At 68.4% G+C, this 26,486-nt stretch carries 26 protein-coding genes and 1 tRNA gene; 10 read left to right on the top strand and 17 right to left on the bottom strand.

All coding sequences use genetic code 11. The annotated features are described in order from the left end of the window. Positions 1-48: 48 nt before the first annotated feature. Together dcd and AB0E63_RS04930 are read right to left on the bottom strand one after the other, a co-directional pair. Complete coding sequence (dcd, locus tag AB0E63_RS04935; RefSeq protein WP_360361495.1) at positions 49-624, bottom strand: dCTP deaminase; 576 nt, start codon at positions 622-624, stop codon at positions 49-51. A 293-nt stretch (positions 625-917) separates the two neighbouring features. Continuing rightward, complete coding sequence (locus AB0E63_RS04930; protein ID WP_360361492.1) at positions 918-1,358, bottom strand: MarR family transcriptional regulator; 441 nt, start codon at positions 1,356-1,358, stop codon at positions 918-920. Between the two features lie 400 nt (positions 1,359-1,758). Here AB0E63_RS04930 and AB0E63_RS04925 point away from each other — a divergent pair. Then, positions 1,759-1,832: transfer RNA gene (locus AB0E63_RS04925), tRNA-Gly, on the top strand. Between the two features lie 75 nt (positions 1,833-1,907). On the opposite strand, the gene AB0E63_RS04920 is transcribed toward AB0E63_RS04925, so the two are convergent. Continuing rightward, positions 1,908-2,507, bottom strand: coding sequence for a helix-turn-helix domain-containing protein (locus tag AB0E63_RS04920; RefSeq protein ID WP_360361489.1), 600 nt, complete (start codon positions 2,505-2,507; stop codon positions 1,908-1,910). A 150-nt stretch (positions 2,508-2,657) separates the two neighbouring features. Here AB0E63_RS04920 and AB0E63_RS04915 point away from each other — a divergent pair, with 150 nt between their 5' ends. Then, a complete protein-coding gene (locus AB0E63_RS04915) occupies positions 2,658-4,811 on the top strand; it encodes a hypothetical protein (protein WP_360361486.1) in 2,154 nt (717 codons plus the stop codon). Here AB0E63_RS04915 and AB0E63_RS04910 read toward each other — a convergent pair. Next, positions 4,788-5,159: a hypothetical protein gene (locus tag AB0E63_RS04910; protein ID WP_360361483.1), complete on the bottom strand. Its 372-nt coding sequence runs from the start codon at positions 5,157-5,159 to the stop codon at positions 4,788-4,790. The two genes, AB0E63_RS04915 and AB0E63_RS04910, sit on opposite strands and share 24 nt — an antisense overlap. Before the next feature lie 113 nt (positions 5,160-5,272). Here AB0E63_RS04910 and AB0E63_RS04905 point away from each other — a divergent pair, with 113 nt between their 5' ends. Continuing rightward, complete coding sequence (locus tag AB0E63_RS04905) at positions 5,273-7,783, top strand: polysaccharide lyase family 8 super-sandwich domain-containing protein (RefSeq protein WP_360361480.1); 2,511 nt, start codon at positions 5,273-5,275, stop codon at positions 7,781-7,783. Here AB0E63_RS04905 and AB0E63_RS04900 read toward each other — a convergent pair. The 8 genes from AB0E63_RS04900 to AB0E63_RS04865 form a co-directional block, all read right to left on the bottom strand. After that, positions 7,761-8,237 carry a MarR family transcriptional regulator gene (locus tag AB0E63_RS04900; RefSeq protein ID WP_360361477.1) on the bottom strand — a complete coding sequence of 159 codons (477 nt, stop codon included), beginning with the start codon at positions 8,235-8,237 and terminating at the stop codon, positions 7,761-7,763. The genes AB0E63_RS04905 and AB0E63_RS04900 overlap by 23 nt on opposite strands. After that, a complete protein-coding gene (locus tag AB0E63_RS04895; protein WP_360361476.1) occupies positions 8,234-8,833 on the bottom strand; it encodes a DJ-1/PfpI family protein in 600 nt (199 codons plus the stop codon). The genes AB0E63_RS04900 and AB0E63_RS04895 overlap by 4 nt, the downstream gene beginning before the upstream one ends. 92 nt (positions 8,834-8,925) lie before the next feature. Beyond that, a complete protein-coding gene (locus tag AB0E63_RS04890; RefSeq protein ID WP_360361473.1) occupies positions 8,926-9,318 on the bottom strand; it encodes a type II toxin-antitoxin system VapC family toxin in 393 nt (130 codons plus the stop codon). Beyond that, entirely contained in the window at positions 9,318-9,551 is a 234-nt protein-coding gene (locus AB0E63_RS04885; protein WP_360361470.1) for a hypothetical protein, read from the bottom strand. The genes AB0E63_RS04890 and AB0E63_RS04885 overlap by 1 nt, the downstream gene beginning before the upstream one ends. Positions 9,552-9,652: 101 nt before the next feature. After that, positions 9,653-10,696 carry a MerR family transcriptional regulator gene (locus AB0E63_RS04880; RefSeq protein ID WP_360361467.1) on the bottom strand — a complete coding sequence of 348 codons (1,044 nt, stop codon included), beginning with the start codon at positions 10,694-10,696 and terminating at the stop codon, positions 9,653-9,655. Between the two features lie 33 nt (positions 10,697-10,729). Further along, positions 10,730-11,248: an AAA family ATPase gene (locus AB0E63_RS04875; protein ID WP_360361464.1), complete on the bottom strand. Its 519-nt coding sequence runs from the start codon at positions 11,246-11,248 to the stop codon at positions 10,730-10,732. 15 nt (positions 11,249-11,263) lie between these two features. Then, entirely contained in the window at positions 11,264-12,415 is a 1,152-nt protein-coding gene (locus tag AB0E63_RS04870; protein ID WP_360361461.1) for an anhydro-N-acetylmuramic acid kinase, read from the bottom strand. A 1-nt stretch (position 12,416) separates the two neighbouring features. After that, entirely contained in the window at positions 12,417-12,605 is a 189-nt protein-coding gene (locus AB0E63_RS04865) for a hypothetical protein (protein WP_360361458.1), read from the bottom strand. A 339-nt stretch (positions 12,606-12,944) separates the two neighbouring features. Here AB0E63_RS04865 and AB0E63_RS04860 point away from each other — a divergent pair, with 339 nt between their 5' ends. After that, entirely contained in the window at positions 12,945-13,859 is a 915-nt protein-coding gene (locus tag AB0E63_RS04860) for an endo-beta-N-acetylglucosaminidase H (protein WP_360361455.1), read from the top strand. Here the strand turns inward: AB0E63_RS04860 and AB0E63_RS04855 are convergent. Next, the gene (locus AB0E63_RS04855; RefSeq protein WP_360361452.1) at positions 13,856-14,374 is read right to left on the bottom strand and encodes a histidine phosphatase family protein; all 519 of its coding nucleotides are present in this window, start codon (positions 14,372-14,374) and stop codon (positions 13,856-13,858) included. The two genes, AB0E63_RS04860 and AB0E63_RS04855, sit on opposite strands and share 4 nt — an antisense overlap. A 95-nt stretch (positions 14,375-14,469) precedes the next feature. Between AB0E63_RS04855 and AB0E63_RS04850 the strand changes: the two genes are divergently transcribed. From AB0E63_RS04850 to AB0E63_RS04825, 6 genes are all read left to right on the top strand, one after another. After that, positions 14,470-16,329 carry an acyl-CoA dehydrogenase gene (locus AB0E63_RS04850; protein WP_360361449.1) on the top strand — a complete coding sequence of 620 codons (1,860 nt, stop codon included), beginning with the start codon at positions 14,470-14,472 and terminating at the stop codon, positions 16,327-16,329. A 295-nt stretch (positions 16,330-16,624) separates the two neighbouring features. Beyond that, a complete protein-coding gene (locus AB0E63_RS04845; RefSeq protein WP_360361446.1) occupies positions 16,625-17,857 on the top strand; it encodes a hypothetical protein in 1,233 nt (410 codons plus the stop codon). Then, the gene (locus tag AB0E63_RS04840) at positions 17,854-18,504 is read left to right on the top strand and encodes a hypothetical protein (RefSeq protein WP_360361444.1); all 651 of its coding nucleotides are present in this window, start codon (positions 17,854-17,856) and stop codon (positions 18,502-18,504) included. The genes AB0E63_RS04845 and AB0E63_RS04840 overlap by 4 nt, the downstream gene beginning before the upstream one ends. Further along, positions 18,501-19,751 (top strand): hypothetical protein, encoded by a 1,251-nt coding sequence (locus AB0E63_RS04835; protein WP_360361442.1) that lies wholly within the window; start codon positions 18,501-18,503, stop codon positions 19,749-19,751. The genes AB0E63_RS04840 and AB0E63_RS04835 overlap by 4 nt, the downstream gene beginning before the upstream one ends. Before the next feature lie 121 nt (positions 19,752-19,872). Further along, a complete protein-coding gene (locus tag AB0E63_RS04830) occupies positions 19,873-20,643 on the top strand; it encodes a DUF4097 family beta strand repeat-containing protein (RefSeq protein ID WP_360361439.1) in 771 nt (256 codons plus the stop codon). A gap of 147 nt (positions 20,644-20,790) precedes the next feature. Beyond that, entirely contained in the window at positions 20,791-21,039 is a 249-nt protein-coding gene (locus AB0E63_RS04825; RefSeq protein ID WP_360361436.1) for a DUF6458 family protein, read from the top strand. Here AB0E63_RS04825 and AB0E63_RS04820 read toward each other — a convergent pair. The 4 genes from AB0E63_RS04820 to AB0E63_RS04805 form a co-directional block, all read right to left on the bottom strand. Next, entirely contained in the window at positions 21,029-22,813 is a 1,785-nt protein-coding gene (locus AB0E63_RS04820; protein ID WP_360361434.1) for an NHL domain-containing thioredoxin family protein, read from the bottom strand. The genes AB0E63_RS04825 and AB0E63_RS04820 overlap by 11 nt on opposite strands. Before the next feature lie 91 nt (positions 22,814-22,904). Next, positions 22,905-24,539, bottom strand: coding sequence for a hypothetical protein (locus AB0E63_RS04815; protein WP_360361431.1), 1,635 nt, complete (start codon positions 24,537-24,539; stop codon positions 22,905-22,907). Between the two features lie 133 nt (positions 24,540-24,672). Then, complete coding sequence (locus tag AB0E63_RS04810; RefSeq protein WP_360361429.1) at positions 24,673-25,566, bottom strand: carbohydrate ABC transporter permease; 894 nt, start codon at positions 25,564-25,566, stop codon at positions 24,673-24,675. Beyond that, complete coding sequence (locus AB0E63_RS04805) at positions 25,563-26,462, bottom strand: sugar ABC transporter permease (protein ID WP_360361426.1); 900 nt, start codon at positions 26,460-26,462, stop codon at positions 25,563-25,565. Before AB0E63_RS04805 ends, AB0E63_RS04810 begins: the two co-directional genes overlap by 4 nt. Between the last annotated feature and the right edge of the window lie 24 nt (positions 26,463-26,486).

Genomic DNA, 26,486 nt, shown 5'->3' with positions numbered 1-26,486 from the left:
ACGGCACGACGAAGGCCCCCAAGGTCACCTTGGGGGCCTTCGTCGTACTCAGACGTCGGTGCGGTGGAAGTTCTTGTACGAGCGCGACGGCGTCGGACCGCGCTGGCCCTGGTACCGCGAGCCGTATTTCGCCGAGCCGTACGGGTGCTCGGCCGGTGACGACAGCCCGAAGAAGCAGAGCTGGCCGATCTTCATCCCGGGCCAGAGCTTGATCGGCAGCGTCGCCACGTTGGACAGCTCCAGCGTCACGTGCCCGGAGAACCCGGGGTCGATGAACCCCGCGGTCGAGTGCGTCAGCAGTCCGAGCCGGCCCAGCGAGGACTTGCCCTCCAGCCGCGCCGCCACGTCGTCGGGCAGCGTCACCAGCTCGTACGTCGATCCCAGCACGAACTCACCCGGGTGCAGGATGAACGGCTCGTCCCCCTCCGGCTCGACCAGCCGGGTCAGGTCCGGCTGTTCCTCGGCCGGGTCGATGTGCGGGTACTTGTGGTTCTCGAACACCCGAAAGAACCGGTCCAGCCGTACGTCGACGCTCGACGGCTGCACCATCGCAGCGTCGAACGGATCGAGCTGGACCCGCTTCGCGTCAAGCGCGGCCAGGATGTCACGGTCGGAGAGCAGCACGGTCGCACGTTAGCAGCGCGCGGCCCACCCGCACAGCCAGCGCCCCCATCCACACGCGAGGGGATAACCCTCCGAGTGCAGCCTTCTCCCCTGGTGCTGGAGGGGAGAAGGCACGGTCGCGCGGAGATCTCCCGGCGCCTGGCCGGACCTGCCGTTGGCCCGTCGTTGGTTCCGTCGGCCGGTGGTGGATCATCCGGAGCCCTCAGCTCTCCGGCGGGACCTACCACCAGACCGTCACGGGTGCGGTTCCGGCACTGTTGCGGTGCACCGAAACCGGGCCTGAGGCAACTAATTCAGCCGGCTAGCTTGTTGAACTTCGACACCTGGGTGGCGAAGGTCTTCACCTGCGCCGGCGACCAGTCCTTGAGCAGGTCCTCGATCACCTTGTGCCGCTTCTTGCGGGCCGCCGCCAGCTTCCGCTTGCCGGCCGCGGTCAGCGTCAGCAGAGTCGCCCGCGCGTCCGACTTGTCGGCCGCCCGCTTCAGCAGACCCTCTTCCTCCAGTCGCGCGCAGGCCCGGCTGACCGGACCCTTGTCCACCTCGAGTGCTGCCACCAGGTCGGCCATCCGCACCGGCGCCAGTTCCTCGACGTGGTTCAGCAACGCGTACTGCGCCGGCTCCAGATCCGGATGCGCCTCGTCGGACAGCGTCCGCTGCAGACCGCGCAGCCGTCGTGCCAACGTGACGAGCTCCTTCTCCAGGTTCTCCAGCGCGTCACTTGTGTCTGTTGCCACCGTTCACCCCTTCATCCAGTTGCCCCGCAACCATTTTGTCCGGTCCGTGCGAGGACCGCATCCTCACGTTGCGTCGAATGTTGCCCCCGGCAACGCGTTCTAATCTGCCAGAAGATGACCACCCTGCCCAGTCCTGAGCGCGCCCTTTGTGGAAAACTGCCCAAGAACCCCGATCGCAAACCGTCGGCAGGCCCCTTTCGATGCGTTCGGCATCTTCCGCCGCGACGATCCCCTGACCTCGCAACAACCTTCCATCCGACCACCGAGGCATCGGACCGGACCGTCCGACACCGGTCCCGCACGCCCCTGGCACCGTTCCCCCACGCCGCGCCGCACCCGTCGTGCCCTCGCCCCCGCCGATCGGCTATGCTCGTCAGCGCCTGCCGGTTCCGCCGGCTGCGCGGGTGTAGTTCAATGGCAGAACATCAGCTTCCCAAGCTGACAGTGCGGGTTCGATTCCCGTCACCCGCTCCATTTGTCAGAACATGCCGAACCCAGGTCCTCGACCTGGGTTTTTTGTTGCCTTGGTCCCCTATCTGAACGTCTGCATCAAACGGTTGACTCAGGCAAACGTCGGTTCGGCGTGATGGTCTGGTCCAGCTGGTCGGTGAGGAACTCGCGAAGGGTGCCCCAGCCGTTCACGGACCAGACCTGGCGGGCGCCGGTGAGACAGACGAGGGTGTGGCGGGCAAGAGCGGGTACGTCGGTGTCGGCGCGGAGCTCACCGGCCTGAACAGCGGATTGGTAGAGGCGGGCGCAGCTGCCTACGACGGCGGCGGAGTGCGCCAGGGCGTGCTGCCGGAACTCGGGGTCGGCGAGTTCCTCGCGGAAGTTGAGGTCGGCGACGGCCGTGAGCGCGAAGGTCCGCAGGGCGGCGAGCGGTGACTCGTTCCGGGCCTCTGCTTCCTCGGCGGCGCGGAGCACCATCAGCGGCGATCGAGCGGCCGCGGCGAGCAGCAGACCTCGTTTGGAACCGAAGCGCTGCATCAGCGTCGGCGGAGCGAGACCGGACCGGGCACCGACCGCCGCGAGGGTCAGTTTCACCGGTCCGAGCTCGGCCAGCACCTGGCGGGTCGCGTCCAGAATCGCGTCGTCACTCACCAGCCGCGGCCGGCCCATTCCGCCGCCTTCGAGTTTGTGAACGGCCATTCGCTTAGTGATGAAACAGTAACAGATCCTTGTGCGCTCAGTTATTCAGTGGCAACGGGTGATCGTCGGGCCACTGAGGGTCCCGACGGGAGGGCCCGTTGCCTGGTCCACCCGCCGCGGACCGGGTTCGTCGTACAACGGGAGCCTCAAATGCGTTTCGCCCGCACCGCTCTGGGCCTGCTGCTGACCGCGGCCGGCCTGGTGGTCACCGTCGCCGGCGCCTTGGCGGCCTTCTGGCTGGTCGGCCCGGACAACACGATCTCCACGTCGAGCCGGGAGCTGACCAGTCAAGGCCTGGCCGTCGTCACCGCGCCCGACCTGCTGGACCGGCACGGCCCGACCCTGCACGTGACCGCGACCGGCGACAAGTCGCTGTTCGTCGGCGTCGGGCAGGATCTCGACGTCCGCGACTACCTGTCCGGGTCCGCGCACACGCGACTGATCCACTTCGACCCGCCGGCCACGTTCGGCACCCAGGAGATGCGCGGCCGGGCCACGCAGTTGACGCAGCCCAGCGGGCTCGACTGGTGGGTCGCGAAATCCGGTACGGGTCAGGCGTCGGTCGCCTGGCCGATCCAGGACGGGCGGTACGACGTCGTCGTGATGAACGCGGACGGGAGTCCCGCGGTCGGCGCGCAGGTCCGCTTCGGCGTCGAGATCCATCGCGCGTTCGGCATCTCCCTGGTGGGCCTGGGTGCCGGCATCCTGATCCTCGCCCTGGGTCTCAGCCTCACGTTCCGCCGCCACTCCGCCGCGGTTGCCCCGCTCACCGTCCCGGTCTCACCCCGCATCCACCAGCCCGCCGCCACACCGCTCGCCGTCGCCACCACACCGCTCGCCGCCACCGCACCGCTCGCCGCCGCCACATCGCTTGCGGCCCCCACCGCACTGCCCGCCGCGCCCGAGCCGACGCAGGTCGCGGCGTCGGTCGGATCGTCTCGGGTCGCAGCATCGGCCGGGCTGTCCGGGGCGGCCGCGCCAGTTGTTCCGACGCGTGAGCGCGTGTCTCCGTTCGCACCGCAGCGCGTCAGCCCGTTCGCTCCGGTGCGACCGGCGCCGGTGTCCGTCCCGTCCGCGCCGATGTTCATGTCGGCGGCCGCTGTCGCCAAGGCGAAATCCCCGGTGTTCCTCGCCGCGGTCGGCGCGGGCACCTCCGAGCAAATCGGTCGGGCTTACGACAACCGCGCGTACGACGATCGCTCGCACGATGACCGCGAGTACGACGAGCAGCCCGTGGTGCCGGCCGTGGACGCGCCGGTGGAGGAGCCGGAGACGGTTTCGCTGGCGGAGTCGCCGGAGTTCCAGAAGAGTGACGAGGCGGTGCGGAGGACGGCCGCCCTGCTCGCCAGTGGCGCAATGTTGCTCACCACAACGAGTTGCGGCCTGCTACCGGCCAAGAACAGCGAGGCCGCGGTCGAGACCCGCCCGGCCGTCACGCTCGCCGACGCCCAGGCCGTCGTCCAGCGCTACAACGAGCTGAACAACAAGGCCAACGAGTCCCGCGACGCCAAGGTCGCCGAGACCATCGAGGGGAACCCGACCCTGGCGCAGACCCGGGCTGGGTACCTGATCGGCCGCAAGCTCGACACCGCCGGGAAGGACAAGGACAAGCCGTTCTCGTTCACCGAGCCGACGATCGGTGCACCCGAGTTCGCGTCGTACCCGATGCGGTTCGTGGTCGACTCCGGTGTCTCGGGCGCGCCCGACACCCGTCAGCTCGGCGTCTGGCAACGACAGAGCGCGGGTACGCCGTGGCTGCTGACGAACTCGGTCTACCCGTCGACGGCGATGAAGCTGCCGTCCCTGGAAGGCCTGCGTACCCCGACCGAGGCCGACCTGGACAAGCTGTCCAGCCTGCCGGCCGCGGTCAGCACGAGCCTCGCGGCGTACCTGACCGGCGGCCCGAAGGCTCCGCAGGCGAAGCTGTTCGCACCCTCCCCCGGGATGACGAAGCTGGTCGAGTTGCGGGCCAAGACCAAGGGCACCGACGCCGCCGAGTCATACATCGCGAGCGTCGAGGACACCTTCGCGCCGTCCGGCGAGCCGCTCGCCTTCATCACGTCGACCGGCGAGGCACTCGTCTTCCTCTCCCTGACCGAGCAGTACCTGCAGCGCGTCGAGCCGGGTTCGAACGCCTACTGGACCAGCGGCGAGGCAACCGCCTTCAGCAGCATGGTCAAGTACACCCAAACCCTCCACCAGGACTACCTCCACCAGGTAGCCCTGGTCATCCCCACCAAGACGGCCACCCCCATCCGCATCCTCTCCATGGACGGCCAACTAGTCGGCGCGGGCGGCTCGTAACAACCACCGCCACCGCGGTTGCTCGGTCACCACACACGCAACAGCCAGCAGACCGACCACAACCGCGACAACCACCGGCCAGGCAACCCACGCGGCAACAACTGCAGCCACCAACTGCAGAAGCACGAGCAGGATCGTGACGACGCCGGGCACGGCGACAACCACGCGCGGCTTGTCTCCCGGAGTCTGGAAGACCGTCGGCAACCCGATCAGTACGACGTCCGCCGCAACAGCAAGCAGGATCGAGTGCGGAGCCAGCGCCCACGGGGTCGCGATCCAGGCGATCAGCTCGGTGGTGAACCGGAGGGCCGAGGCGAGGCGGCTGTCCGGTGACGTCTGCTCGGTCACGGCGGAACGATGTCACAGCCCGACCGGCGAATCTGTGGCAAGCGGTTGCTGAAGGATAGTTTCGGCTGGTTGACTCTCGGGGTGAGGTTTTTCCCATCCGCCCGGGAGTATCTGTGGACATCACCCGCCGCCGCCTGCTGTCGTTCGTACCCGCCACCGCCCTGCTGACCGCGGTCAACCCCGCGCCGGCCGCTCGAGCTGCCACCCTGAAGGCCATGGCCGATCCGAGCCAGTTGCTCGCCAACGCGATCGCCATCTACGCCGGTACGGCGGAATCGAACGCGCGCCCCGAAGTCGCCGCCAAGCTCGCGGCCCTCGACAGCACCGCACGGACCTGGCTCGCGGCCCTCGACCGCGCCGGCGCCGGTGAGCTCTTCGCCGGGCTCCCCCTCGGGACCAGCGATCCGAATCTCAGCGCGTCGTACCAGCATCTCTACGAGATCGCGCTCGCGACCAAACGCCCCGGCCCGGCCTCGGACCTGCAGGGCAACGAGCAGGTCCGTGCCCGTGTCGCGGAGAAGCTGGTCTGGTTGCACGAGAACTACTACGGCGACCAGTCGAAGGGGTACTACGGCAACTGGTTCACGTGGGAGATCGGCATCTCGACGTACGTGTCGAAGACGCTCGCACTGCTCGACGCGCCTGCCGACCTGATCGCCCGGTACGTCCCGTCGATGGACGCCTACCTGCGCAACGGCAAGGACGGCGACGTCGACCTCGACTCGCGCTTCCACACCGGCGCGAACCTCGTCGACATCACCGCCAACCGGATTCTGCAGGGCGCGCTGATGGGCGACGACGCGCGGATCCGGAAGGCGCTGCAGGATCAGTTCACCGTGTTCGCGACCGTCGACCCGTACAACCTGCAGCACGGCGTCACCGACGGGTACTACGCGGACGGCTCGTTCATCCAGCACGCGTCGGTCGCCTACACCGGCTCGTACGGAAAGGGCCTGCTCAGCCGGGTTGTGCAGACCATCAAGGTGCTCGCCGGCACCGAGTATGCGCAGAGCGACGACCTGGTCGGCGTGGTGCAGGGCTGGGTCGAGCACGGGTTCGCACCGCTGATCTTCGAGGGCTGGATGATGGAGATCGTCAAGGGCCGCGCGGTGTCCCGGACGGCGACCGGGTACGACGATGTCGCGGTGATCGTGGAGGCGATCGTCGACCTGGCCGACTACGCGACCGGTGCGGACGCGGCCCGGCTGAAGTCGTTCGTGAAGTTCACCGCCCGGCCGACGATCAACCCGACGTCGTTCGTGTCGCCGGTCAGCGTCGCGCGGTTCGCCGATATCAAGACCGACCCGGCGACCGTCCCGGCCGACCTCAACCCGGCCGCGAGCAGTACGGCGTTCAACGCGATGGACCGCACCGTGCATCGGCGACCGGGCTTCGCCTTCGCGCTGGCGCGGAACTCGGAGCGGATCAGCAAGTACGAGTACATGAGTGGCGAGAACCTGCTGCCGTGGTTCCAGGGCGACGGCGCGCACTACCTCTACCTGACCGGCCAGGACCAGACCCAGGCATTCGGCGTCGACTACTTCACGACGGTCTCGCCGTACGCGCTCGGCGGAGTCACCGCGCCGGTGGAGACCCGCAAGACGATCCCGGAGCTGTACGGGACGCCGTACTACGACAACCCCTCGCACCCGTTGAACTTCACGTCGTCATCGGAGTCGCAGAACACGTACGTGTACTTCCCGACCGGGACCAACGTCCACTCCGGCGGCGCGACGCTGAATGCTCTTGGAGCGGTCGGTTGGGTGCAGTCGGACGACTTCGCCTACGCGTCGCGGGACATCCTGCCGGACGACTTCGTGGTCTACCGCAACGCGTCGGCGACCAAGTCGTGGTTCCTGCTCGACGACGAGATCGTCGTACTCGCGGCTGGAGTCGGCGACTCGAGTCGCGCGGTCACCACGACGATCGACACACGCATCGCGGGTGTTGGGGACGCTGTCGCGATCACCGGCGTACGGCGGGATGGCCGATCGTGGACCGGAGTCGGTCAGGTCGACCCGCGCTGGTTGCGGTATGCGAGCGGCGGGGTGTCGCTCGGGTACTACTTCCTGCAGCCGACGCAGGTGTCGGTGGAACTGCAGCAGGTGACGCGGAGCCGACGGGTAGTGCGGACCTCGAACCCGGACACGGCGGTGACCAAGCAGGTCTTCGGCCTGACCGTCGCGCAACCGGCCGGGGCGACCCGATCCTTGGCCTACGCATTGGTGCCTAACGCAACGGAATCCGGACTGCGCTCGTACCAGCACGGCCGGATCGCGGTTCTGTCGAACACCTCACGACTCCAGGCGATCCAGCATCTCGGCCTCCGCGTCACCGCCGCCAACAGCTTCACCGCGGGTCACCACACCCTCCCCGGCCTGCGCATCGACGGCCCCGCGTCCGTCCTACTCCAACGTGCAGCGGACGCCGTCATAGTTGCCGTCTCCGACCCCACCACCGCCCGCGACACCATCACCGTCAACCTCTGGGGGCAGTACCTGCGTTCTGAAGCCCCCGTGCCCGGTGTGCAGGTCACGCGCACCATCACCGGCACTCGGCTGACGTTCACCACGCGCCACACCTACGGACGCAGTCTCACCGTCAAGCTTCTTCGAGCTTGGTGATCAGGGTCTGCATGGTGGCGAGCGTCGTACGGAGGTCGTCGAGGTCGACGGACTTGCTGAGGCCGGCTGACCAGGGGTGCTGGGCGACGGAGATCTGCCGGATCGCCCAGTAGCCGGCCTCGGTGCAGGCGAGGAGTTTGGCGCGGCGGTGGGCCGGGTTCGGGCGGTACTCGGCCAGGCCGCGCTCGACCAGCAGGTCGGCGATGCGCTGGACGGCCTGCCGGCTGACTCCCATGATCCGGCCGACGTCGGCGACCGAGCGCGGCTCGTCCAGGACGCCGCCGAGGACCTGCCACCACGCGGCGGTCAGTCCGCCGTGCGCGGCCAGGTCCTGGGCGGCCTCCATCAGCCGCGCGTTCAGGCGGAAGGTGGCGATGATGACGTCGGTCAACAGCGCACCACCTTCCGTCTGCCCGGCCGGCTGCGGCCAGTCCTCGCGAGGTGGAACCGTCATCCCACCAGGATCGGGTAGGCGGCCGGGTCGGCGCGGTGGAACACGCCTTCGTACGCATCCAGCTTCTGCTCGTCCGCGAGTCCGAGCCGCTGCAGCGTCGCCCGCGCGAACTGCACCGGCGAATCCGGTCCTGCGGTGATCAGGTCGCCGCCGACGACGGCCCGCTCGTCCACGTAGTTGTCGCTGCCCTGGTAGCCAGTGGCCTGCAGGTACTCCTTCACCGCACTGGTGTGCTTGCGCTCATCGAGCAGCCCGGCCCGCGCCAGCCCGGCCGTCGCACCACAGATCGCCGCCACCGGGATCCCGTCGTCGAGGAAGGTCTTCGCCAGCTTCGCGAACGCGTCCCCTTGCCCGTCATCCCAGAACGCCGATCCCGCGAGTACGAGCAGATCTCCGTCATCGGGGTCCACATCCGCCAGCACCATGTCCGGCACGATCCGCATACCGCCCATGGTCACCACCGGCTCCGCCGACTCCCCCACCGTCACCACCTGCCACGGCACCCCAGTGAACCGCCCGGTCCGCAACTCGACCAGCAGATGCCCGATCTCCCAGTCCGCCAACGTCTCGTACACCGCCACATAAGCTGTCTTCATAGACAACACCTTGTCATCTCGACAACATGTTGTCAACAATCACTCGCCCCCAACCCACCTACCCAACCTTCGAAATCGAGTCCGGCCTGACCTCAGGCAGGTACGTCGACGCTCAGCCCGGCAGCCCGAGCAGCGTCGGCGAGACGCTTGTCGTAGGTAACGAACGACGCGAGCCGCGGGTGGATCCGAAGCGCCGTCGCGAGGTGGATTGCATCCAGACTGCGAACGGTCACAGGCTTCACAGTCTGGGCGAGGATCCGGATGCCGGCATCGAGTTCGACCAACTCGATGAGGTCGAGCACCGGATGAAGGCGTACAACGGCGTCCGGCGCGTAGCGGGCCAGCGCCCGGGACGACTCGATTTCGGCCAGGACGGAACTCGTCCACCCCACGTCGGCCCGTTCGTCGAGCCAGTCACGCAGCGCCTGCGACTCGGATTCGGCATGCACCAACTTCACGATGGCGGCCGAATCGAGGTAGATCATCAGCGCTCACCCTCGCGATCCCGGCAGATCTCGGCGGCGACGTCGACGCCGTCCGGTTCACCGAGCGGCATCCGCAGAACCGCGCGACGCATCGCGGCGCCCCGCTCCTTGCGCAGCGCTGCTTCCAGCACGGCCTGCCTGACAGCCGCCGAACGCGAACTGCCGTCATGCGTCAGCACGTCCAGCGCATGCTCGGTCTCCGAGTCGGTGCGAATGGTGATGGTGTCTGCCATGCGACCACTGTAAGACACAACGTCTTACATCACCAGGCTGGTGACGTGATCGCGGATTTGTTGCGGCGACTGTGTAGTTGGGATACGTGGTTAGGTGATCGTCATGTCCCGGTACGAGGCTCGACAGCATCAACTGGGTCGAGGCGGACGGGCATTACGAGAGTGGTGAAGGTGCCTTGGTCGGCTGAGCGGACTACTACTGGGCGGTCGGTGGGGCCGATTTCGAGGAGGACGTCGGGGCCGACGCTGGTTTCCAGGGCGGCGGCGAGTAGGGCGGCGGTGAAGCCGATGCGGGCTGTGCCTGACCCGATGACGTCGAGGCTCACCTCGTCGTCGATGCGTAAGCCGTCCGAGTTGATGTCGAAGGCAACGACCTCCCGGCCTGCCAGCGCGGCCAGCAAGCCGGCGCGATCCACGACCACCCGGCAGCCTGCCGGCGGCAAGCCGTCGAGGATCCCCTGGTACGCCGGATACTCCGCATCCACGACCGTGATCTCGCGGGCGTCGTCGCCTCGCACCAGCCGGGCACCGTCCGCGTCGACCTCGAGGCGCACGACCTCACCGGCGGCCGCCCACCTGCTCACCCCAGCCAGCTCGTCGGCACGCACCAGCACCTGCGCAGCCGGCCCACTGAACTCCACCGCCGGCACCGACCGCACCGCCAACCGATACCGATCGGTGGCCACAAACGTCACCTCATCCGACGCCAGCTCGATCAGCACGCAATCGAGGGCGGGGAACTCATCGGACGCAGACGCAGCAGGCGCAACCTGCCGCACCGCACTCGCGTACTCGGCACCGCCAAGCACCACCGACGTCCGCTCGGCGAGGAGCTGAGTCAGGAGATGATCGGCCGCCGCGCGGGCCGCGGCGGTCTTGGACTCGACCGTACGGAGGTGGGCTCGAACGACATCCGCGAGTACGGCGGGATCGGCGTCGAGCGCGACGCGGACCTCGGCCAGCGGGAGGTCGATCTCGCGCAGATCGCGGAGCAGGCGGGCTCGGGATTGCTGGGCCGGGCTGTAGTAGCGGTAGCCGTTGGAGCCGTCCACGGAAGTGGGCGGCAACAGGCCGCAGTCGTCGTAGAACCGCAGCGCGCTGGGCGCCAGCCCCACCAACCGGGCGAACTCACTGATCGTCAACATGCCGCGACCTTGCTCCTTCGACCAGCCTGAAGGTCAACCGCGGATCCGTCCCCACAGGTTCAGCGTCTTGCCGAAGCGTTCGCCGCGAATCCAGTCGAGGATGCTCTTCGCGGACCGCTCCGGTGAGACATCGCCCCGCACCGACCGCGGCACGTGCTTGCGGAGCTCGGCCGCGTCCGCCAGGGCCTCCTCGATCTGCGCCGGCGGCCACCCGCGCCCGGCCAGCCGTTTCCGCCGGACCGCGTCCGGGCAGTCCAGATGCAGCCACCGTCCCTCGGGCAGCTCTGACGGCATCAACGGCGACAACAGCAGCACGGGGATCCCGGACCGCCGGATCAGCTCGGTGATCCGCAACCACAGCGCGTTGTACGCCGGCCACATCGGAACCGCGGTCGGACTCGCGATGTCGATCCCGAGTAACCGGCCGCGATCGTCCAGTAACTCGTCCATGTCCATCACAACCAGGTTCCCCGGACTCAGCCGCACCAACTCGGGCACGACCGTCGACTTCCCCGAACCGGGCGCCCCGGTCACCACGAACAACCTCGTCACACCACTAGTGTGCGGTCACCCCACCAGGAGTCGCACCGGAGGTCGTGCGTCGCGCTGCACCACCGGCAGCCCACCGAGCCCCGGAGTGACCGAGCCGAGCACGCTCGCGTGCCGCGCGCCGGTGCAGCTCGGCACCGTCCCACCCAGCCCGTGCACGGTCAGGAACCCCAGTACGGCGAACGCGTACGCCTCCTTCGCCGCCGACGGGAGCCCCAGCTCGTCCGTGGTCCGCACCGGCACCCCGACTTCCGAGCCGAGCAGGTGCATCAGCACCGGGTTGCGGATCCCGCCGCCGGACGCGATCACCTCGGTCCCGCCGTACCCCCGGACCGCGTCAGCGACAGTCCGGGCGGTCAGCGTCGTCACCGTCGCGACCAGATCGTCGGCCGGGATCGCCGGCAGGCCCTCCAGGACGCGGGCCAGGTACGGGAGATTGAACAGTTCTTTCCCGGTCGACTTCGGCGCCGGCCGGCCGTAGTACGGATCCGCCAGCAACCGCTCGAGCAACCCATCGTGCACCCGCCCGCGCGCAGCCATCACACCGTCCGCGTCGAACGGGCGCCCGGTCAGGTCCGAGACCACCGCATCGATCAGCGCGTTCGCCGGACCGGTGTCGAAGGCAACAGGTTCGTCGTGCACCACTGTGATGTTCGCGATCCCACCGAGATTGAGCGCAACCGGTACGCCGGGAAGCCCGCGCAACCAGAGCACGTCGATGATGCTGACCAGTGGCGCGCCCTGCCCACCGGCCGCGACGTCCCGCGCCCGCAGATCCGAAACCACAGAAACCCCGGTCGCCTCCGCGATCCAGGCCGGCTGCCCCAGCTGCAACGTCCCGCGTACCGAGCCCTGGTCGACCCAGTGGAACACCGTCTGTCCGTGCGACGCGATCAGATCGGCGGACCCACCGCACAGCTGCTCGACCGCCTGCCGAGCCACTTCCGTGAACGCCTGCCCGATCCCCGTGTCCAGCCGGCACACCTGCTCCATCGTCGTACTTGCCGGTGGCAACGAACTCGCGACTGCGGCCCGCAGCTCATCCGAGTACGGCTGGCTCAACATGCCCAGCGGCGTCAGGACGAGTTGATCCCCGTCCAGTTGCAGATCCGCCGCGGCGGCGTCGATCGCGTCGTACGACGTGCCGGACATCAGGCCGATGACTCGCATGTCAGTCTCGCAACTCCCGTCGATGATCGTCTCCGCGCAACGTGAGCAGCGCGACCACACTCACCGCACACGTCACCATCACGTACCAGGCCTGGATGTCGCGCGCCCGGGTCGGGAACATCTCCGCCAGCATGGCTGGACCTGGGCCTGCCATCAACCCGACGACCAGCGCCGCGCCGGTCACCATCACGGGCCTGCAGGTACGACGGCATCACAACGAGGAACGTGTAGCCGGCCGCCGACCAGCGAGCTGCTTACGGTTGGAGTACTCACCTCGGGTCCTCTCCCGTAACTTTCCCCCACCACCGGAACGATCATCGTCTATTACTGACTACCAGCGCGACCCCGCCTTCCCGCCGGCGGCTCGGTAGCTCTCCGCGCCGAGCCCTTGACACCGGGTTTCCGGCCGATCGATGATCGGTGTCGCTATACCGGTTTATCTCCTGTCGCCGCTTGGACTCCCGGCCGGGCGGCGACAGGAACTTAACCGCTATAGCGCACCGCCCACCTTTGACGAGGAGTCGATCGAATGAGTCCACAGCTCATGCGGAGAAGGACCCTGTTGTCAGCTCTCGCCGCGGGGACCGCCGCGGCCACCACCGGTGTCGCGCTGCCCACCGAGGCCCAGGCCAAACGCTGCCGGGCGGCGAAGACCGGCCCGGTCACCGTCGCCTACATCGAGGTCAACGACCACAGCATGCTGAGCGCCGGCAAGTACACGCTGGCCAAAGGCGGCGCGCAGGTGATCGACGTCGCGGTCATCTTCGCGGCGAACATCAACTACGACGGCACGAACGCCTACCTGTCCTGCAACGAGAACGTCCAGAACGTGCTCGACAACATCGCCACCCAGGTCCGCCCGCTGCAGCAGAAGGGCATCAAGGTCCTGCTGTCGATCCTCGGCAACCACCAGGGCGCCGGTTTCGCCAACTTCCCGTCCCAGGCCGCGGCCGACGCGTTCGCCCAGCAGCTCGCCGACACCGTCAACCAGTACGGCCTGGACGGTATCGACTTCGACGACGAATACGCCGAGTACGGCAACAACGGCACCGGCCAGCCGAACGACTTCTCCTTCGTCTATCTGGTCCAGGCACTCCGCCAGAAGCTGCCGACCAAGCTGATCACCCTCTACGACATCGGCCCGGCCGCCGACCGGCTGACCTACAACGGCCAGAGCATCGCCAACACCTTCAACTACGCCTGGAACCCGTACTACGGAACCTGGGGCGTCCCGAGCGGACCGACGCCGAAGTCGCGCCTGTCTCCGGCCGCCGTGTCGTACACCGCGACGAGCTCGTCGACCGCGGCCAGTCTTGCCCAGCGCACGGTCGACGAGGGGTACGGCGTCTTCCTCACGTACAACCTCACCGAGGCCGACACCCACACCTACATGTCCGCGTTCACCCAGAAGCTCTACGGCAGCGCGACCGCCTACAAGCCCTAGAACCTGTACTCCCATCCCGGCTGCCAGTTGAACGGGGCGGTGATCAGTTCCTCGAGGGGCGCCCGGCTGCCCAGGAGGTGCTCGAAGGACCACCGGTTCGCCGAGTGGGCGACCACGAGCACCACCTGACCGGCGTACCAGCGCTGGATGTCCTCGAGGAACGACCGCGTCAACTCGAGGACGTCCCAGTAGGACTGTCCGCCGGGGAACGGCTTACGCACCCGGTCGACGCGCGGATGCAGCGCGTCGACCGGTGCGCCGTTCAGCTCGCCGTAGTTGCACTCGCGGAGCCGCCAGTCCTGGAAGTGCGGGGCGGCCAGCTCGGCCAGCTCGACGGTGTGCACCGCCCGGCGCAGGTCGGAGCTGAAGACGACGTCGACATCGCGCCGTCGCGGGCCCATCGCTTTGGCCTCCCGGATCCCCTCCTCGGACAGCTCCCCCGGCAACCAACCGGTCGCGACTCCGTTCTCGTTGTCGACAGTGATCGAGTGGGTCTCGTATATCAGCCTGGTCACAGCTCACAGCTAACCCGCTTTTGCTTCATTACCGGCGGGTATATACTCAAGTTACTCGTGAGTACGACGACGCTGCCAAGAGGTAGGGGAATCCTGTGAGCCACTACAAGTCGAATCTGCGGGACATCGAGTTCAACCTGCTCGAGGTCCTGGGCCGTGACGAGGTGCTCGGGCAGGGCCCGTACGCCGAGATGGACGTCGACACCGCGCGCGAGGTGCTGGCCGAGATCGACCGCCTGGCCAAGCACGAGCTGGCCGAGTCCTTCGCCGACGCCGACCGCAACCCGCCGGTCTTCGACCCGGACGCGCACGAGGTCCGGATGCCCGAGGCGTTCAAGAAGAGCTACCACGCCTATATGGATGCCGAGTGGTTCAAGCTCGAGCTGCCGGCTGAGCTCGGAGGTCAGCCGACCCCGCCGTCGCTGCGCTGGGCCGCCGCCGAGCTGGTGCTGGGCGCCAACCCGCCGGTGCACATGTACGCCGCCGGCCCGAACTTCGCGCATGTCCTCTGGCGCAACGGCACCGAGCGGGACCAGAAGATCGCGCACCACATCATCGAGCGCGGCTGGGGCGCCACCATGGTGCTGACCGAGCCGGACGCCGGTTCCGATGTGGGCGCCGGGCGTACCAAGGCGACGCTGCAGGAGGACGGCAGCTGGCACCTCGAGGGCGTCAAGCGATTCATCACCTCTGGCGAGCACGACCTGACCGAAAACATCGTCCACCTGGTGCTGGCCCGGCCGCAGGGCATCGAGGGTGTGGGTGGTCCGGGGACCAAGGGTCTGAGCCTGTTCGTCGTACCGAAGCACCACTTCGACCTGGAGACCGGCGAGCTGACCGGCGAGCGCAACGGCGCCTTCGTGACGAACGTCGAGAAGAAGATGGGCATCAAGGTCTCCACGACCTGCGAGATCACCTTCGGCGACGGCGTCCCGGCCAAGGGCTGGCTGCTCGGCGAGGTGCACGACGGCATCGCACAGATGTTCCAGGTGATCGAGTACGCGCGGATGATGGTCGGCACGAAGGCGATCGCCACGCTGTCCACCGGCTATCTGAACGCACTCGAGTACGCGAAGGAGCGGGTGCAGGGTGCGGACCTCACTCAGCCGGCCAAGGATGCGCCGCGGGTGACGATCACGCACCACCCGGATGTTCGTCGTTCGCTGCTGACCCAGAAGGCGTACGCCGAGGCGCTGCGGGCGCTGGTGTTGTTCACGGCGACGTACCAGGATCGCGCGGAGCAGGCCCGGTACGCCGGTGAGCACGACACGGTCGCCGAGGGGGTGAACGACCTGCTGCTCCCGCTGGTCAAGGGCTACGGCTCGGAGAAGTCGTGGACGCTGCTCGGGACCGAGTCGCTGCAGACCTTCGGTGGATCCGGCTTCCTGCAGGACTACCCGATCGAGCAGTACGTGCGGGACGCGAAGATCGACACGCTCTACGAGGGCACGACGGCGATCCAGGGCCAGGACCTGTTCTTCCGCAAGATCATCAAGGACCAGGGCAAGGCGCTGGGCCACCTGGCCGAGCAGATCCAGGGCTTCGTCGCCTCCGAGGCGGGCAACGGCCGGCTGAAGGAAGAGCGGGCGCTGCTGGCGAAGGGCCTTGAGGACACCCAGAAGATCTTGGGCGTGATGGGCCAGGCGCTGATGGCGAGCAACCCGCAGGCGGAGAACGGCGACCCGCGCAACATCTACAAGGTCGGCCTGAACACCTCGCGACTGCTGTTCGTCCTCGGTGACGTGGTCTGCTCCTGGCTGATGCTGCGGCAGGCCGAGATCGCGCTGAACGCGCTCGGCGGCGAGCTCTCCGCGAGCGAGCAGGACTTCTACACCGGCAAGGTGGCCGCGGCTCAGTGGTTCGTGCGCTCCACGATGCCGACGGTCCGCGCGGAGCGGATCAAGGCCGAGCTCACCGACCTCGACGTGATGGACCTGCCCGAGTCCGCCTTCTAACCCCAAAGACACCTCCGGCTCGGACCCTTGCGCGGCCCGAGCCGGAGGCTTCCAAACTCGGCGCCCTTCGGGCGCCGGAGCTCGGGGCAGATTGATCTGCCCCGGGTTGCCCCACGATCTGCCCTGGTGAGGAACTGCGGTTTGTAGCAGCGTTTCTGCCCGTGGCAACACCGCGACCCTGGCTTGGCTTCCCCTGTCCGAGCCAGGGCCGCGTCACGTCCGGGGACGGAACCGCCTGTCCAGGTAGTGCGTCCGTGTGATCGTGTCCCGGTCCGCTCGTCGTACGCTGTCCGCGATGCTCTCCCGCCTCCGCAGCCTCACAGTGCTGCTCGCCCTCCTGGTGGTCCTCCCGGTCACTCCGGCACGCGCCGCCACGCCCGAACTGCCGGATCGGATCGCCGCCGGCTGGCGCACCGACCGGATCTACCTGGACCCGCGACTCGCCCCGGCGTTCCCGGCCGCCGAGCTGACCCGGATCCGCACCGCGGCCAGCACGGCCGCCTTCGGGGTGTACGTCGCCCTCGTGCCCCAATCGCCGTACACGCGAGAGCACCTGGTCGACCTCCCGACCCTGCTGCAGGCACGCGTCGGGCAGCCGGGCCTCTACATCGTCCGCGTGGTCTCGGACGACTACTGGTCGGGCGAGGAGGAGCTGTTCCGGGCCGGCGGCCTCAAGGGCCGCAGTCTCGTCAGCGTGCAGCTCGACGACGAGAAGCGCTACGACATCATCGACAACCGCCCGGCGCCGGGGATCGTCCGGACGATCCAGGAAGCGGCGACGGCGTACGACGGCCGGCCGCTACCCGAGATCCCGGGGGCGGATCTGGAGCCGGAGCGCGAAGACCGCGGCCTGTCAGTCACGGACCGCGAGGACCTGTCCGCCTACATCGGTATCGGGGTCGGCGCGGTGGCCGGGTTCGCTCTGACGCTGTGGCTCTCCCTGCGCCGCAAGCGACGCAAGCAGGATCCCCGCGGACCGTTCGGCAAGCCGTCGGTCAGCGTGGCGCAGCTGCGGACGAAGGCGGATCAGTACATCCGCCGCGCCGACCGGGCGATCGAGCGACCGGGCTTGCGTACCAAGTTGTCCGTGCGGCAGCTCGATCAGCGCGACGATGCCACCCGCCGGCTGGACGCCGCGCGTGCTCTGCGCAATCGCCAGCCGGACGATCTGCTCGCGTTGGCCGGCGCTTTCGTCCTGGCCCGGCAGGCGGAGCAGATCGCCGGCGGGTCACCCGTCCAGCCGCCCTGCTTCTTCGACCCGACCCATCAGCCCGGTACCAGGACGGTCACCTGGCAGGACGACGTCGAGGTGCCCGGATGCACGCACTGCGCCCAGGCGTTGGCCAAGGGCCGCCGGCCGCTCGGGCTGCGGGTCTGGCGGAAGACCGGCCGGTTCGGCCACGACCGCGAGATCGTCTCCTACTGGAACCTGGATCCCGAGGACAGCCCGATGGTCGCGACCGGCTTCGGTGCGCTGTCCGACGACCTGCCGGAGCTGGTCGCCGAGCGGCAGGACGAGCCCCGGTGAAGCGCGCCGTACTGTTGCTCATCGCAACGATCATCGCGCTCGGCCCGGCGCTGCCCGCCGCGGCCGCGCAGCCGGCCGACCCCCGGATCGCCGCCGCCGTGGCCGCGTGGTCCACCGGCCCGTTGTATGTCGATCCCGACTTCGCGAGCATCGTCGACGAAGCTCCCCTGCTACAGGCGATCGCGACGGCCAAGGTCCGGGTGTACGTCGCGGTCGTACCGACCGGGAAGTGGTTCCCCGAGCAGGGCGACACCGCCTTGCTGGCCGGCTGGCTGGCAGCGGGCAACCACCAACCCGGTCTGTACGTCGTGATGGACGGCGACACGACGTACGGTGTGGCCCACGAGATCGCCGCGAGGGCAGCGGGCAGCACCTGGGCGGAACCGAAGCAGGCGATGAGCGGCCAACTGTCCGACTACCTCGGCGAACTGCGGGTCGGCGACCGCTACCAGCCGGAACCGGCCCGGATCGAACCCCTGCCGCCGGAGCCGGAGCGGACGTACCCGAAGGAGCGGTTCACCGTGGGCAAGGCGATCGGCAACGGCGCCGGGGGCGGCGTGCTCGGCCTTCTCGGTGGAGCCTTGCTGGCCGGCCTGGTGCTGGGAGTGGCGGCGATCGTCGCCGGACGACGCGAAGGACGGTCATGAGAGCCCGGAACTGCCTGATCCTGCTGACGACGGCGCTGGTCGCGTTGCTGCCGGCGCTTCCCGCCGCGGCCGGGACCACCCAGACGCCGGCCGAGCGGGCCCGCGAGATCGCGACCGCGCTGGCCAAGGATCCGCTGTACATCGATCCGGCGTACAAGTCGGCCCTGCCGGAGACGCTGCGCACCGACGTCCGGGACAAGGCCACGGCGCTCGGCTACCCGGTCTACTCGATCGTGCTGCCGCTCACCCCGAGCGACGCGTTCCAGGGCAAGGAGAGCACGGTCCTCACCCTGGTGATCGATGCCCTGCGCAAGCCCGGCCTGTACGTCGTGGTCGACGGCGGCAGCCGTTTTCCCTGGTACGAGGCGCACGACCTCCCGCAGCTCGACGAGAGCCGGCTGAGCGCGGTTCGGGACCGCGCTCTCGACGACACCGGGTACGACGCCGGGCCGACCGAGGTGCTGGCCCGCATGTACGAGCTGCTGGCGTCGCCGACCCTTCCCTCGAGCACTCCGACGATCTCCACAGGCTCGGGCTCGAGGGGTGACGAGGACTCGGATGACTCGTCCGGCTCCGGTGCGAAGGTGGCGCTCTTCATCGTCCTCGGGATCGTGGCCTTGGTCGTCCTCGGGCTGGTCATCGGTCTGCTGCGCCGGAGGTCCGGCGGTGGGGCGTGGCGGGAGAAGGCGTTCCGGATCCCGCCGCATGTCGCGGCGACCGTCGCGGCCGAGCGTCGCCGGCGGCTGGTCCGCGAGAACACCGACCAGCTCACCAGTCTCGGATCGCAGCTCGCGGCGCTGCCGACCGTCGAGGGTCCGGGCCTGCGTCATCAGCAGGCCGCGCTCGACTACTACGCTGCCGCCGGCAAGGTCCTCGACTCGTCGACCTCGCTGGTCGACCTGGTCGGGGCGATGGTGCTGCTCGACAAGGCGCGCCGCGAGTACGACGTGTCCGTGGCGATCGCGGCCGGCCGGACGGCGAACGCCGTACCGGAGCTGTGTGCCTTCAATCCCTTGCACGGAAGGGCTACCGGCAAACCGACCCAGGTCGAGGCCGACGGGACGACACTGACGCTGCCCCTGTGCGCCGAGTGCCGCCGGGCGCTGAAGCGCGGGAAGGCGCCGGCGTCGTTACCGGGCGACGACGGGCCGTACTGGTACGGCGACACCCTCTGGGCCCGGACGTTCTACGGCACGACCGGTGACGACCTCGCCGCGGCCGTCTCCCGGGGCGAGTTGCGCCGCTGACCTCGGGCTTCCCTGGGGACCGGCTCAGGGGCGGCTCGGGGGATCTGCCGGATCCAGCGGGGCCGGTCCGCGACCTACTGTCGAGCGGACAAGGTGGGCGGGGCGGGAGAAGAGGCGGACGATGGCGGAGAGCAAGCAGCTCGGGGCGATACTTCTGGTGGCCGCGGCCGGGCTGGCGTTCTGGCAGTTCGGGGACCGGGACTCCGACGACCGGCACCAGATCGACGAGAAGATCACCACGGTCCAGCTGGCCGCCGAGCACGCCGACATCAGCATCCAGGTGTCCGACGACGACACCACGACGGTCCAGGAGAAGCGCACGTACTGGCTCTGGAAGCACGGCGACACGTATTCGGTGAACGACGGCGTACTCAAGCTCGACGCCGACTGCGGCTGGCAGTGCAGCGCCGACTTCGTCGTGACGGTCCCCCGCGGTACGAAGGTCACCGGGGAGAACGGCAGCGGCGACCTCTCGATCACCGGCGTCAGCGGGGTGGACGCGAAGTCGCGGTCCGGCAAGATCGAGCTCGACGACGTCACCGGCGACGTGAAGCTCGACCTCACTTCCGGCGACGTCGAGATCGGTGATCTCACCGGCAAGCTGGACGTGAAGGCGAACTCCGGCGACATCAAGGCCTCCGGTCTCAAGGGCGGCCCGGTGAAGGTCGAGACCAGCTCCGGCGACATCAAGCTCCGGCTCGACGAGGCGAACGACGTACGGGCCAAGGGCACGAGCGGGGACATCGAGGTGACCGCGCCGTCCGGCGGGTACAAGGTCACCACCGACACCCGCAGCGGTGATGTCGACAACGAGCTCGGCAACGATGCGAACGGCTCGCACAGCATCGAGGCCACGACGGTGAGCGGGGACATCGACCTCAGCGGCAACTGATCCCGCGCCGGTCCCGACGGCGCAGGTTTGACGCCGGGTACCGATTGGATGCCGGGTGGTGCACAAGACACCCGATGTCATGGATTACGTCGTCGTGGCGGGGTAGCGTCGACAGTGTAGGGACGACTTCACGAGGAGGCTCTTCGGATGAGCATCGGTGTGGGGATCTTTCTGATGGTGGTCGGCGCCGTACTGGCGTTCGCCGTCCAGGACTCGTGGGACGCGGTGAACCTGACCGTCGTCGGCTACATCCTGATGCTCGCCGGTCTGGCCGGCATCGTGCTCTCGTTCTACATCACCAACCGGCGCCGTCGCGTCGAGACCGACGCCATCGACCCCGCGGTCGAAGAGGAGTACCGCGTCGTCGAGGAACACCACCGCGACATCAAGGAGTAGTTGCTCCCGAGAGGACCAGCTCCAGCCGGGCGGGGCCGTCCGGGGTGACGCGGATCGGGACGCCCCAGTCCTGGCGATGCATGTGGCAGGCGGGGAACTCGACCTCGGCCGAGTCGTCGCACGAAGCTGCTTGGACGGCGACGTGCAGGACGCCGTCGCCGACGCGTTCGTCGATGACGAGCCGGCGCGCGAGGTCGGTCGAGTCGCCGGCCCCTTCGCGGAGCAAGTTGTCCGGGGTCGATGACACGAGTAGTCGCGTCGACGGGCCGTACCGATCGTCCAATTTCTGGCCCGGCGGCGGCGTGAACACGACCTCCAGCGTCACCTCGCCGGCCGCGATGTCCATCGGCGGCCGCTGCGTCCGCGTGCTGAACTCGTCCGCTTTCGCTGACGCCCCCAGCGGGATCCGGGTCAGCCGGTGCGCGGCCGACTCGACCACCAGCAGTTCGTTGCCCACGACAACGGCGCCGCTGGGCTCGGCCAGTCCGGTCGCCATCGTGTCGACCACCTCGGTGCGCGGGTCATAGCGTCGTACGGCGCCGTTGTAGGTGTCGGAGATCGCGATCGAACCGTCCGGCAGCACGGTCACCCCGAGCGGATGCTGGAGCAGCGCCTCGCTCGCCTTTCCGTCCCGCAGCCCGAAGTCGAACAGGCCGGTGCCGACGGCGGTGTGCACCTCGGTGTCGATCCACCGCAGCGCGGAGATCTCCGAGTCGGCCAGCCACAGCCGCTCGCCGTCAACCGCCAGACCGCTCGTCTGCGCGAACCACGCCTCGGCCAGCGCGCCGTTCTTCAAGCCCTCGTTGGTGGTGCCGGCGGCAACTTCCGTGACCTTGGTGTACGGATCGTAGGTCCACAACTGATGGACGCCGGCCATCGCGATCCACACCTTGTCCTGCCACCATGCGACATCCCACGGTGAACTCAGCACGTCCGTGGCGTCGCCGTCCATCCATTGCTTGCCGGTGCCAACCAATGTGGTGACCTGACCGCTGCCCAGGTTGATCCCGCGCAGCGCGTGGTTAACGGTGTCGGCGACGACCACGTCGTACCCGAGCTCGGCGGCGACGTCATCCGGGAGCAGGGTGAGCCCGTTCGGCTCGGAGAAGCTGGCCTGGTCGGCGGCGCCGTCGGCGAATCCACGGCGGCCGGTGCCGATCCGGCGTACGACGGTCTGCGCGTCGGCGGCGAGCTCGACGATGCTGTGGTTGCCGGCGTCGGCGACCAGGAATCCGTTGTCCAGCGCAACCACCTTCGCCGGGAACCTCAAGTCCGTGGGTTCCGCAGCGGGAGCGACGTACGGCGACTTCCCGCGGGTCAGCGTGCCTGCCTGCTCGTGCTGGGCGATCAGCTCCGCCAACTGCGCGTCCAGGGCGTGCTCGTGTCCTTCACCGGAGTACTGCGCGACGATGTATCCATTCGGATCCACCAGTACGAGCGTCGGCCACGCGCGCGCAGTGTAGTTCTGCCAGGTCACCAGCTCGGGGTCGTCGAGCACCGGGTGCGCCACCTCGTACCGCTCCACGGCCGACCGGACCGCCGCCTCTTCACCCTCGTGCGCGAACTTCGGCGAATGCACGCCGACGATCACCAGCGCATCGCCGTACTTCTCCTCCAACGGCCGCAACTCGTCCAGCACGTGCAGGCAGTTGATGCAGCAGAACGTCCAGAAGTCCAGCAGCAGAAACCGCCCCCGGAAGTCCGCGAGCCTCAGCTCCCGTCCCCCCGTGTTCAACCACCCACGACCCTTGAGCTCCGGCGCACGCAAATACATACCCCCATTCTCCGCCGCCCCTCAACCCCATCCCCCACCCACCCACCATCCGACCCCACCCCCACGCGCCGGCGGGGCGGTGCGCTCGGGGTTAGCGGGGGAGGATGAGGGTGTCGGTGAGGAGTTTGGCGGTTTTGCGGAGGGTGGCTGGGGAGGAGGAGAGGTCGGCGGCCAGGGCGTAGGGGGTGAGGGGTTCGCCGGGGCCGACCAGGCGGTGGCGGTGGGCCAGGAGCCAGACGATGGCCCGGGGCCAGGTGGAGAGGCGGGCTTTGGTCAGGAGGTCGGGGGCGTCGCGAACCAGGCGTTCGGCGATGTCGAACGCTTCGGGGGCGTACGCGTTGCCGAGGGTCTCGCCGGCCATCAGCCAGGCGTGCGGGGCCAGGACGGACAGGGTGGCGGCTTGGGACTTGTCCAGGCCGTGCAGGTCGGGCTGCGGGGGTGAGCCCAGGCCGGACAGCGCCCGGTAGGCGTCTTCCAGGTCGTTGGTGGTGTCGTCGAGGAAGACCCGCTCGCCGGGTTTCGAGCCGATCGGGTCGATCATCGCAGCGGCTTCCAGCGCGGGTGTCCACACGTCCACCGCGTCGACCGCTTCGTCGACGGCGTCCAGCGGCAACTGGGTCCGCTCCCCGGCGAACTCCAGCCACGCCTTCACCGCAACCGGCACCGCTTCGAAATAGGTGCTATCGGCAAGCACCTTGCGGGGCAGCCAGTACGCGAGGAACAGCTCCACCAGTACGGCGCTGACCCGCAACGGACCGCCGACCGTATGGTCCACCGCGTGGTCGATCCACAACCGGACAATGTCCGCGGCGTCCTCCGGCAAGCCCACGGCGTACCGCGACTCGAGGAACTCGTCGACCAGCTGATCGCGTTGCCGCGGTGACAGCAACGGCCGGATCGGTGGCCGGATCGGGCGCTCCGGCAACTGGGTCAGCCGGTTCACCAGCAGGCCGGAGAAGAACTCGAAGTCCTCGCTCACCGGCGGATCGTCGTAGTCGTTGGTCTCGCCGAGCGCCTGCAGGATGATCCCGGCCGCGGTCGGCGGGCGCACGGTCCGGATGCTCACCCGGCCGCCGCGCTGGTACGCCTCGAGCACCCGGTCCACCGGCGGGCCGACGAACACGTCCTTCACGATCGCGCCGAGGTTGTTGTCGATGAACACCACGACGGTGTGCGGATGCTGCTCGTCGTCGTAGTCCAGTACGACGCTCAGCCCGTCGCCGGTGATGTCCTCCGACACGATCGCGCTGGTGAGGCGGAACCCGGCGATCCGGGTCACCCACTCCGGCACCTGGGCCTGGGTGCGCAACCGGGACAGATGGGCGCGTTGCAGCGGCAACCGACCGGCCGGGCCGACCGTGCGGGCCAGGCTCGTCAACAGGACAAAGGAATCCACGTCCCGGCGCTCGCCGAGCACGCGGGCGGCGTCGGCCCAGAAGAACCGCTCCACCTCGCCGATCTCGTCCGGGCGCCCGGCCGGCCACAGTTGGTCGGTGAGCATCGCCGCCGACCGCGCCACCGAGGCTTCGGCGATCACCGGGTGCAGCGCGCGGGGTGCGGCGGCCAGGTCGAGGGCCAGCGTCTCGAGGAGGGTCTCCAGCACGGCGACACTCGGCGTGATGTCGACATCGACACCCGCCGTGGGTCCGTGGGCCGGACCGGGGGTCGAACCGACCAGCCGCAGATGGCTGCGTCGTCCGTCCCGGTCACGAGGAGACTTGGTCACCTCCGTGAGATTACCCGCCACCAGCAGTCCCCCGCAGGCCGCTGCGCGCGTCCTGTGGACAACTCGATCGACACACCGTCACCAACAGACTGCGGCCCGTGCCTCAAGGAGCACGGGCCGCAGTCGGGAACGATCAGCCCTTCAGGGCTCCTGCCATCAGGCCGCCGATGAACCAGCGGCCCAGCAGGATGTAGACCAGCAAGGTCGGGAACGAGGTGATCAGGGCGCCCGCCATGCTGGCCGCGTAGTCGACCTTCTGACCGCCCGCCAGCGCCGCCAGGCCCAGCGTCACCGGGCCGTTCTGCTGTGTGGTGAGGAACAGCGCGAACAGGAAGTCGTTCCAGACCGAGGTGAACTGCCAGATCAGCGTCACCACGAACCCGGAGATCGAGATCGGCAGGATGATCCGCGCGTACGTCTGGACCAGTCCGGCGCCGTCCACCCGGGCCGACTCGATGATCTCGTTCGGCACGATCGTGGCGTAGTAGTTCCGGAAGATCAGCGTGCAGATCGGGATGCCGTAGATGCAGTGCGCGATGATCAGCGTCGGAATTCCCCGGGTGATGTCCAGCTCGGTGAACGTCGTCCGCAGCGGCAGCATCACCGCCTGGTAGGGGATGAACATCCCGAACAGGATGAACGCGAACACGAGGTTCGCGCCCGGGAACCGCCAGCGGGCCAGCACGAACCCGTTCACGGATCCGATCATCGACGAGATGATCGCGGCCGGGATCGCCAGCGACAGCGACCGGACCATGTACGGAGCCAGCACGTCCCAGGCCTTGCGCCACGGCTCCACCGTCCAGATCTGCGGAAGGTTCCACTGCGCCGCGGCGGTGGTGTCACTGGACGTCTTGAAGCTGCCGACCACCACGACGTACACCGGGATGAGGACGAACAGCAGGAACAGCAGCAGCAGGAGGTATTTGACGGACCGGCTCAGCCGGGTCGTCCCATCGGCACCGGTCCGCGGCTTGTGACGGATCGCTGCCGCGGTTGTGCCGGTGGCGGCATCGACGGCGGTCATTCGTTGGTCTCCTGCCGGACGGTGTACGCGACGTACGGGATGACGAGTACGGCGACGACCGCGAGCATCACGATCGCGATCGCGGCCGCCTTGGCCTGGTCGCCGCGCAGCAAGGTGTTCCACAGCAGGATCGAGGGCACCTCGGTGCGGAACTGGTTCGGCCCGGTGATCGCGTAGATCAGGTCGAACAGCTTCAGCGACATGTGGCCGAGGATGATCAGCGCCGACAGCGCGATCGGCGACAGCTGCGGGAACAGCACGTGCCGGTACAGCTTGAACTCCGAGGCGCCGTCGACCCGCGCCGCCTCGCGCAGCTCCGGCGGGATGCCCCGGAAACCGGCCAGGAACAGCGCCATGATGTACCCGGACAGTTGCCAGACCGCCGGTAGGGCGATGGACGCCATCGTCGTCCATCTGCTCCCCGCGGTCCACCACGAATTCTCCAGGAAATGCAGCTGGAGAATCTCGAACAGCCGGTTCAGCCCGCGCGCGTCGTCGCCCTGGGACGGGTTCAGCAACCAGCCCCAGACGACACCCGAGGCGATCATCGAGATCGCCATCGGGAACAGGAAGATCGACCGGAACACGCCCTCGCCGGTGACCCCCTTCTCCAGCAGCAGCGCCCAGATCAGGCCGAAGATCAGCGTGCCCACGATGAACAGCACCGTGAGCACGCCGAGGTTCTTCAGCGAGTTGAGGAACCGGTCCTCACCGAACAGGTTCGTGTAGTTCTCGAACCCGACGTAGTTCGCCGAGCCCTTACGGGCGGTGTGCCGATCGGTCAGTGACGTGTTGAACGTCCACGCGATCAACCCGTACACGAAGTACCCGAGCAGCAGCACGGTCGGCAGTAGCACCAGGGCACCGGGTCCCCAGGTGCGGATTCTTCCGTGCATGCTCAGCCCTCCGTCACGACGACA

It is taken from the genome of Kribbella sp. NPDC026596 (assembly GCF_040638415.1).
Lineage (GTDB): Bacteria > Actinomycetota > Actinomycetes > Propionibacteriales > Kribbellaceae > Kribbella.
Note: the sequence above shows the minus strand (reverse complement) of the source record. Positions and strands in the feature narration are given on the sequence as shown.

Coding starts and splice junctions, on each gene's coding strand:
- AB0E63_RS04915 (WP_360361486.1), top strand. CDS start 2,658: ATGCGTTTCGCCCGCACCGCTCTGGGCCTGCTGCTGACCGCGGCCGGC.
- AB0E63_RS04830 (WP_360361439.1), top strand. CDS start 19,873: ATGGCGGAGAGCAAGCAGCTCGGGGCGATACTTCTGGTGGCCGCGGCC.
- AB0E63_RS04895 (WP_360361476.1), bottom strand. CDS start 8,833: ATGAAGACAGCTTATGTGGCGGTGTACGAGACGTTGGCGGACTGGGAG.
- AB0E63_RS04810 (WP_360361429.1), bottom strand. CDS start 25,566: ATGACCGCCGTCGATGCCGCCACCGGCACAACCGCGGCAGCGATCCGT.
- AB0E63_RS04885 (WP_360361470.1), bottom strand. CDS start 9,551: ATGGCAGACACCATCACCATTCGCACCGACTCGGAGACCGAGCATGCG.
- AB0E63_RS04845 (WP_360361446.1), top strand. CDS start 16,625: ATGCTCTCCCGCCTCCGCAGCCTCACAGTGCTGCTCGCCCTCCTGGTG.
- AB0E63_RS04900 (WP_360361477.1), bottom strand. CDS start 8,237: ATGACGGTTCCACCTCGCGAGGACTGGCCGCAGCCGGCCGGGCAGACG.
- AB0E63_RS04890 (WP_360361473.1), bottom strand. CDS start 9,318: ATGATCTACCTCGATTCGGCCGCCATCGTGAAGTTGGTGCATGCCGAA.
- AB0E63_RS04880 (WP_360361467.1), bottom strand. CDS start 10,696: ATGTTGACGATCAGTGAGTTCGCCCGGTTGGTGGGGCTGGCGCCCAGC.
- AB0E63_RS04835 (WP_360361442.1), top strand. CDS start 18,501: ATGAGAGCCCGGAACTGCCTGATCCTGCTGACGACGGCGCTGGTCGCG.
- AB0E63_RS04870 (WP_360361461.1), bottom strand. CDS start 12,415: ATGCGAGTCATCGGCCTGATGTCCGGCACGTCGTACGACGCGATCGAC.
- AB0E63_RS04825 (WP_360361436.1), top strand. CDS start 20,791: ATGAGCATCGGTGTGGGGATCTTTCTGATGGTGGTCGGCGCCGTACTG.
- AB0E63_RS04920 (WP_360361489.1), bottom strand. CDS start 2,507: ATGGCCGTTCACAAACTCGAAGGCGGCGGAATGGGCCGGCCGCGGCTG.
- AB0E63_RS04805 (WP_360361426.1), bottom strand. CDS start 26,462: ATGCACGGAAGAATCCGCACCTGGGGACCCGGTGCCCTGGTGCTACTG.
- AB0E63_RS04860 (WP_360361455.1), top strand. CDS start 12,945: ATGAGTCCACAGCTCATGCGGAGAAGGACCCTGTTGTCAGCTCTCGCC.
- AB0E63_RS04820 (WP_360361434.1), bottom strand. CDS start 22,813: ATGTATTTGCGTGCGCCGGAGCTCAAGGGTCGTGGGTGGTTGAACACG.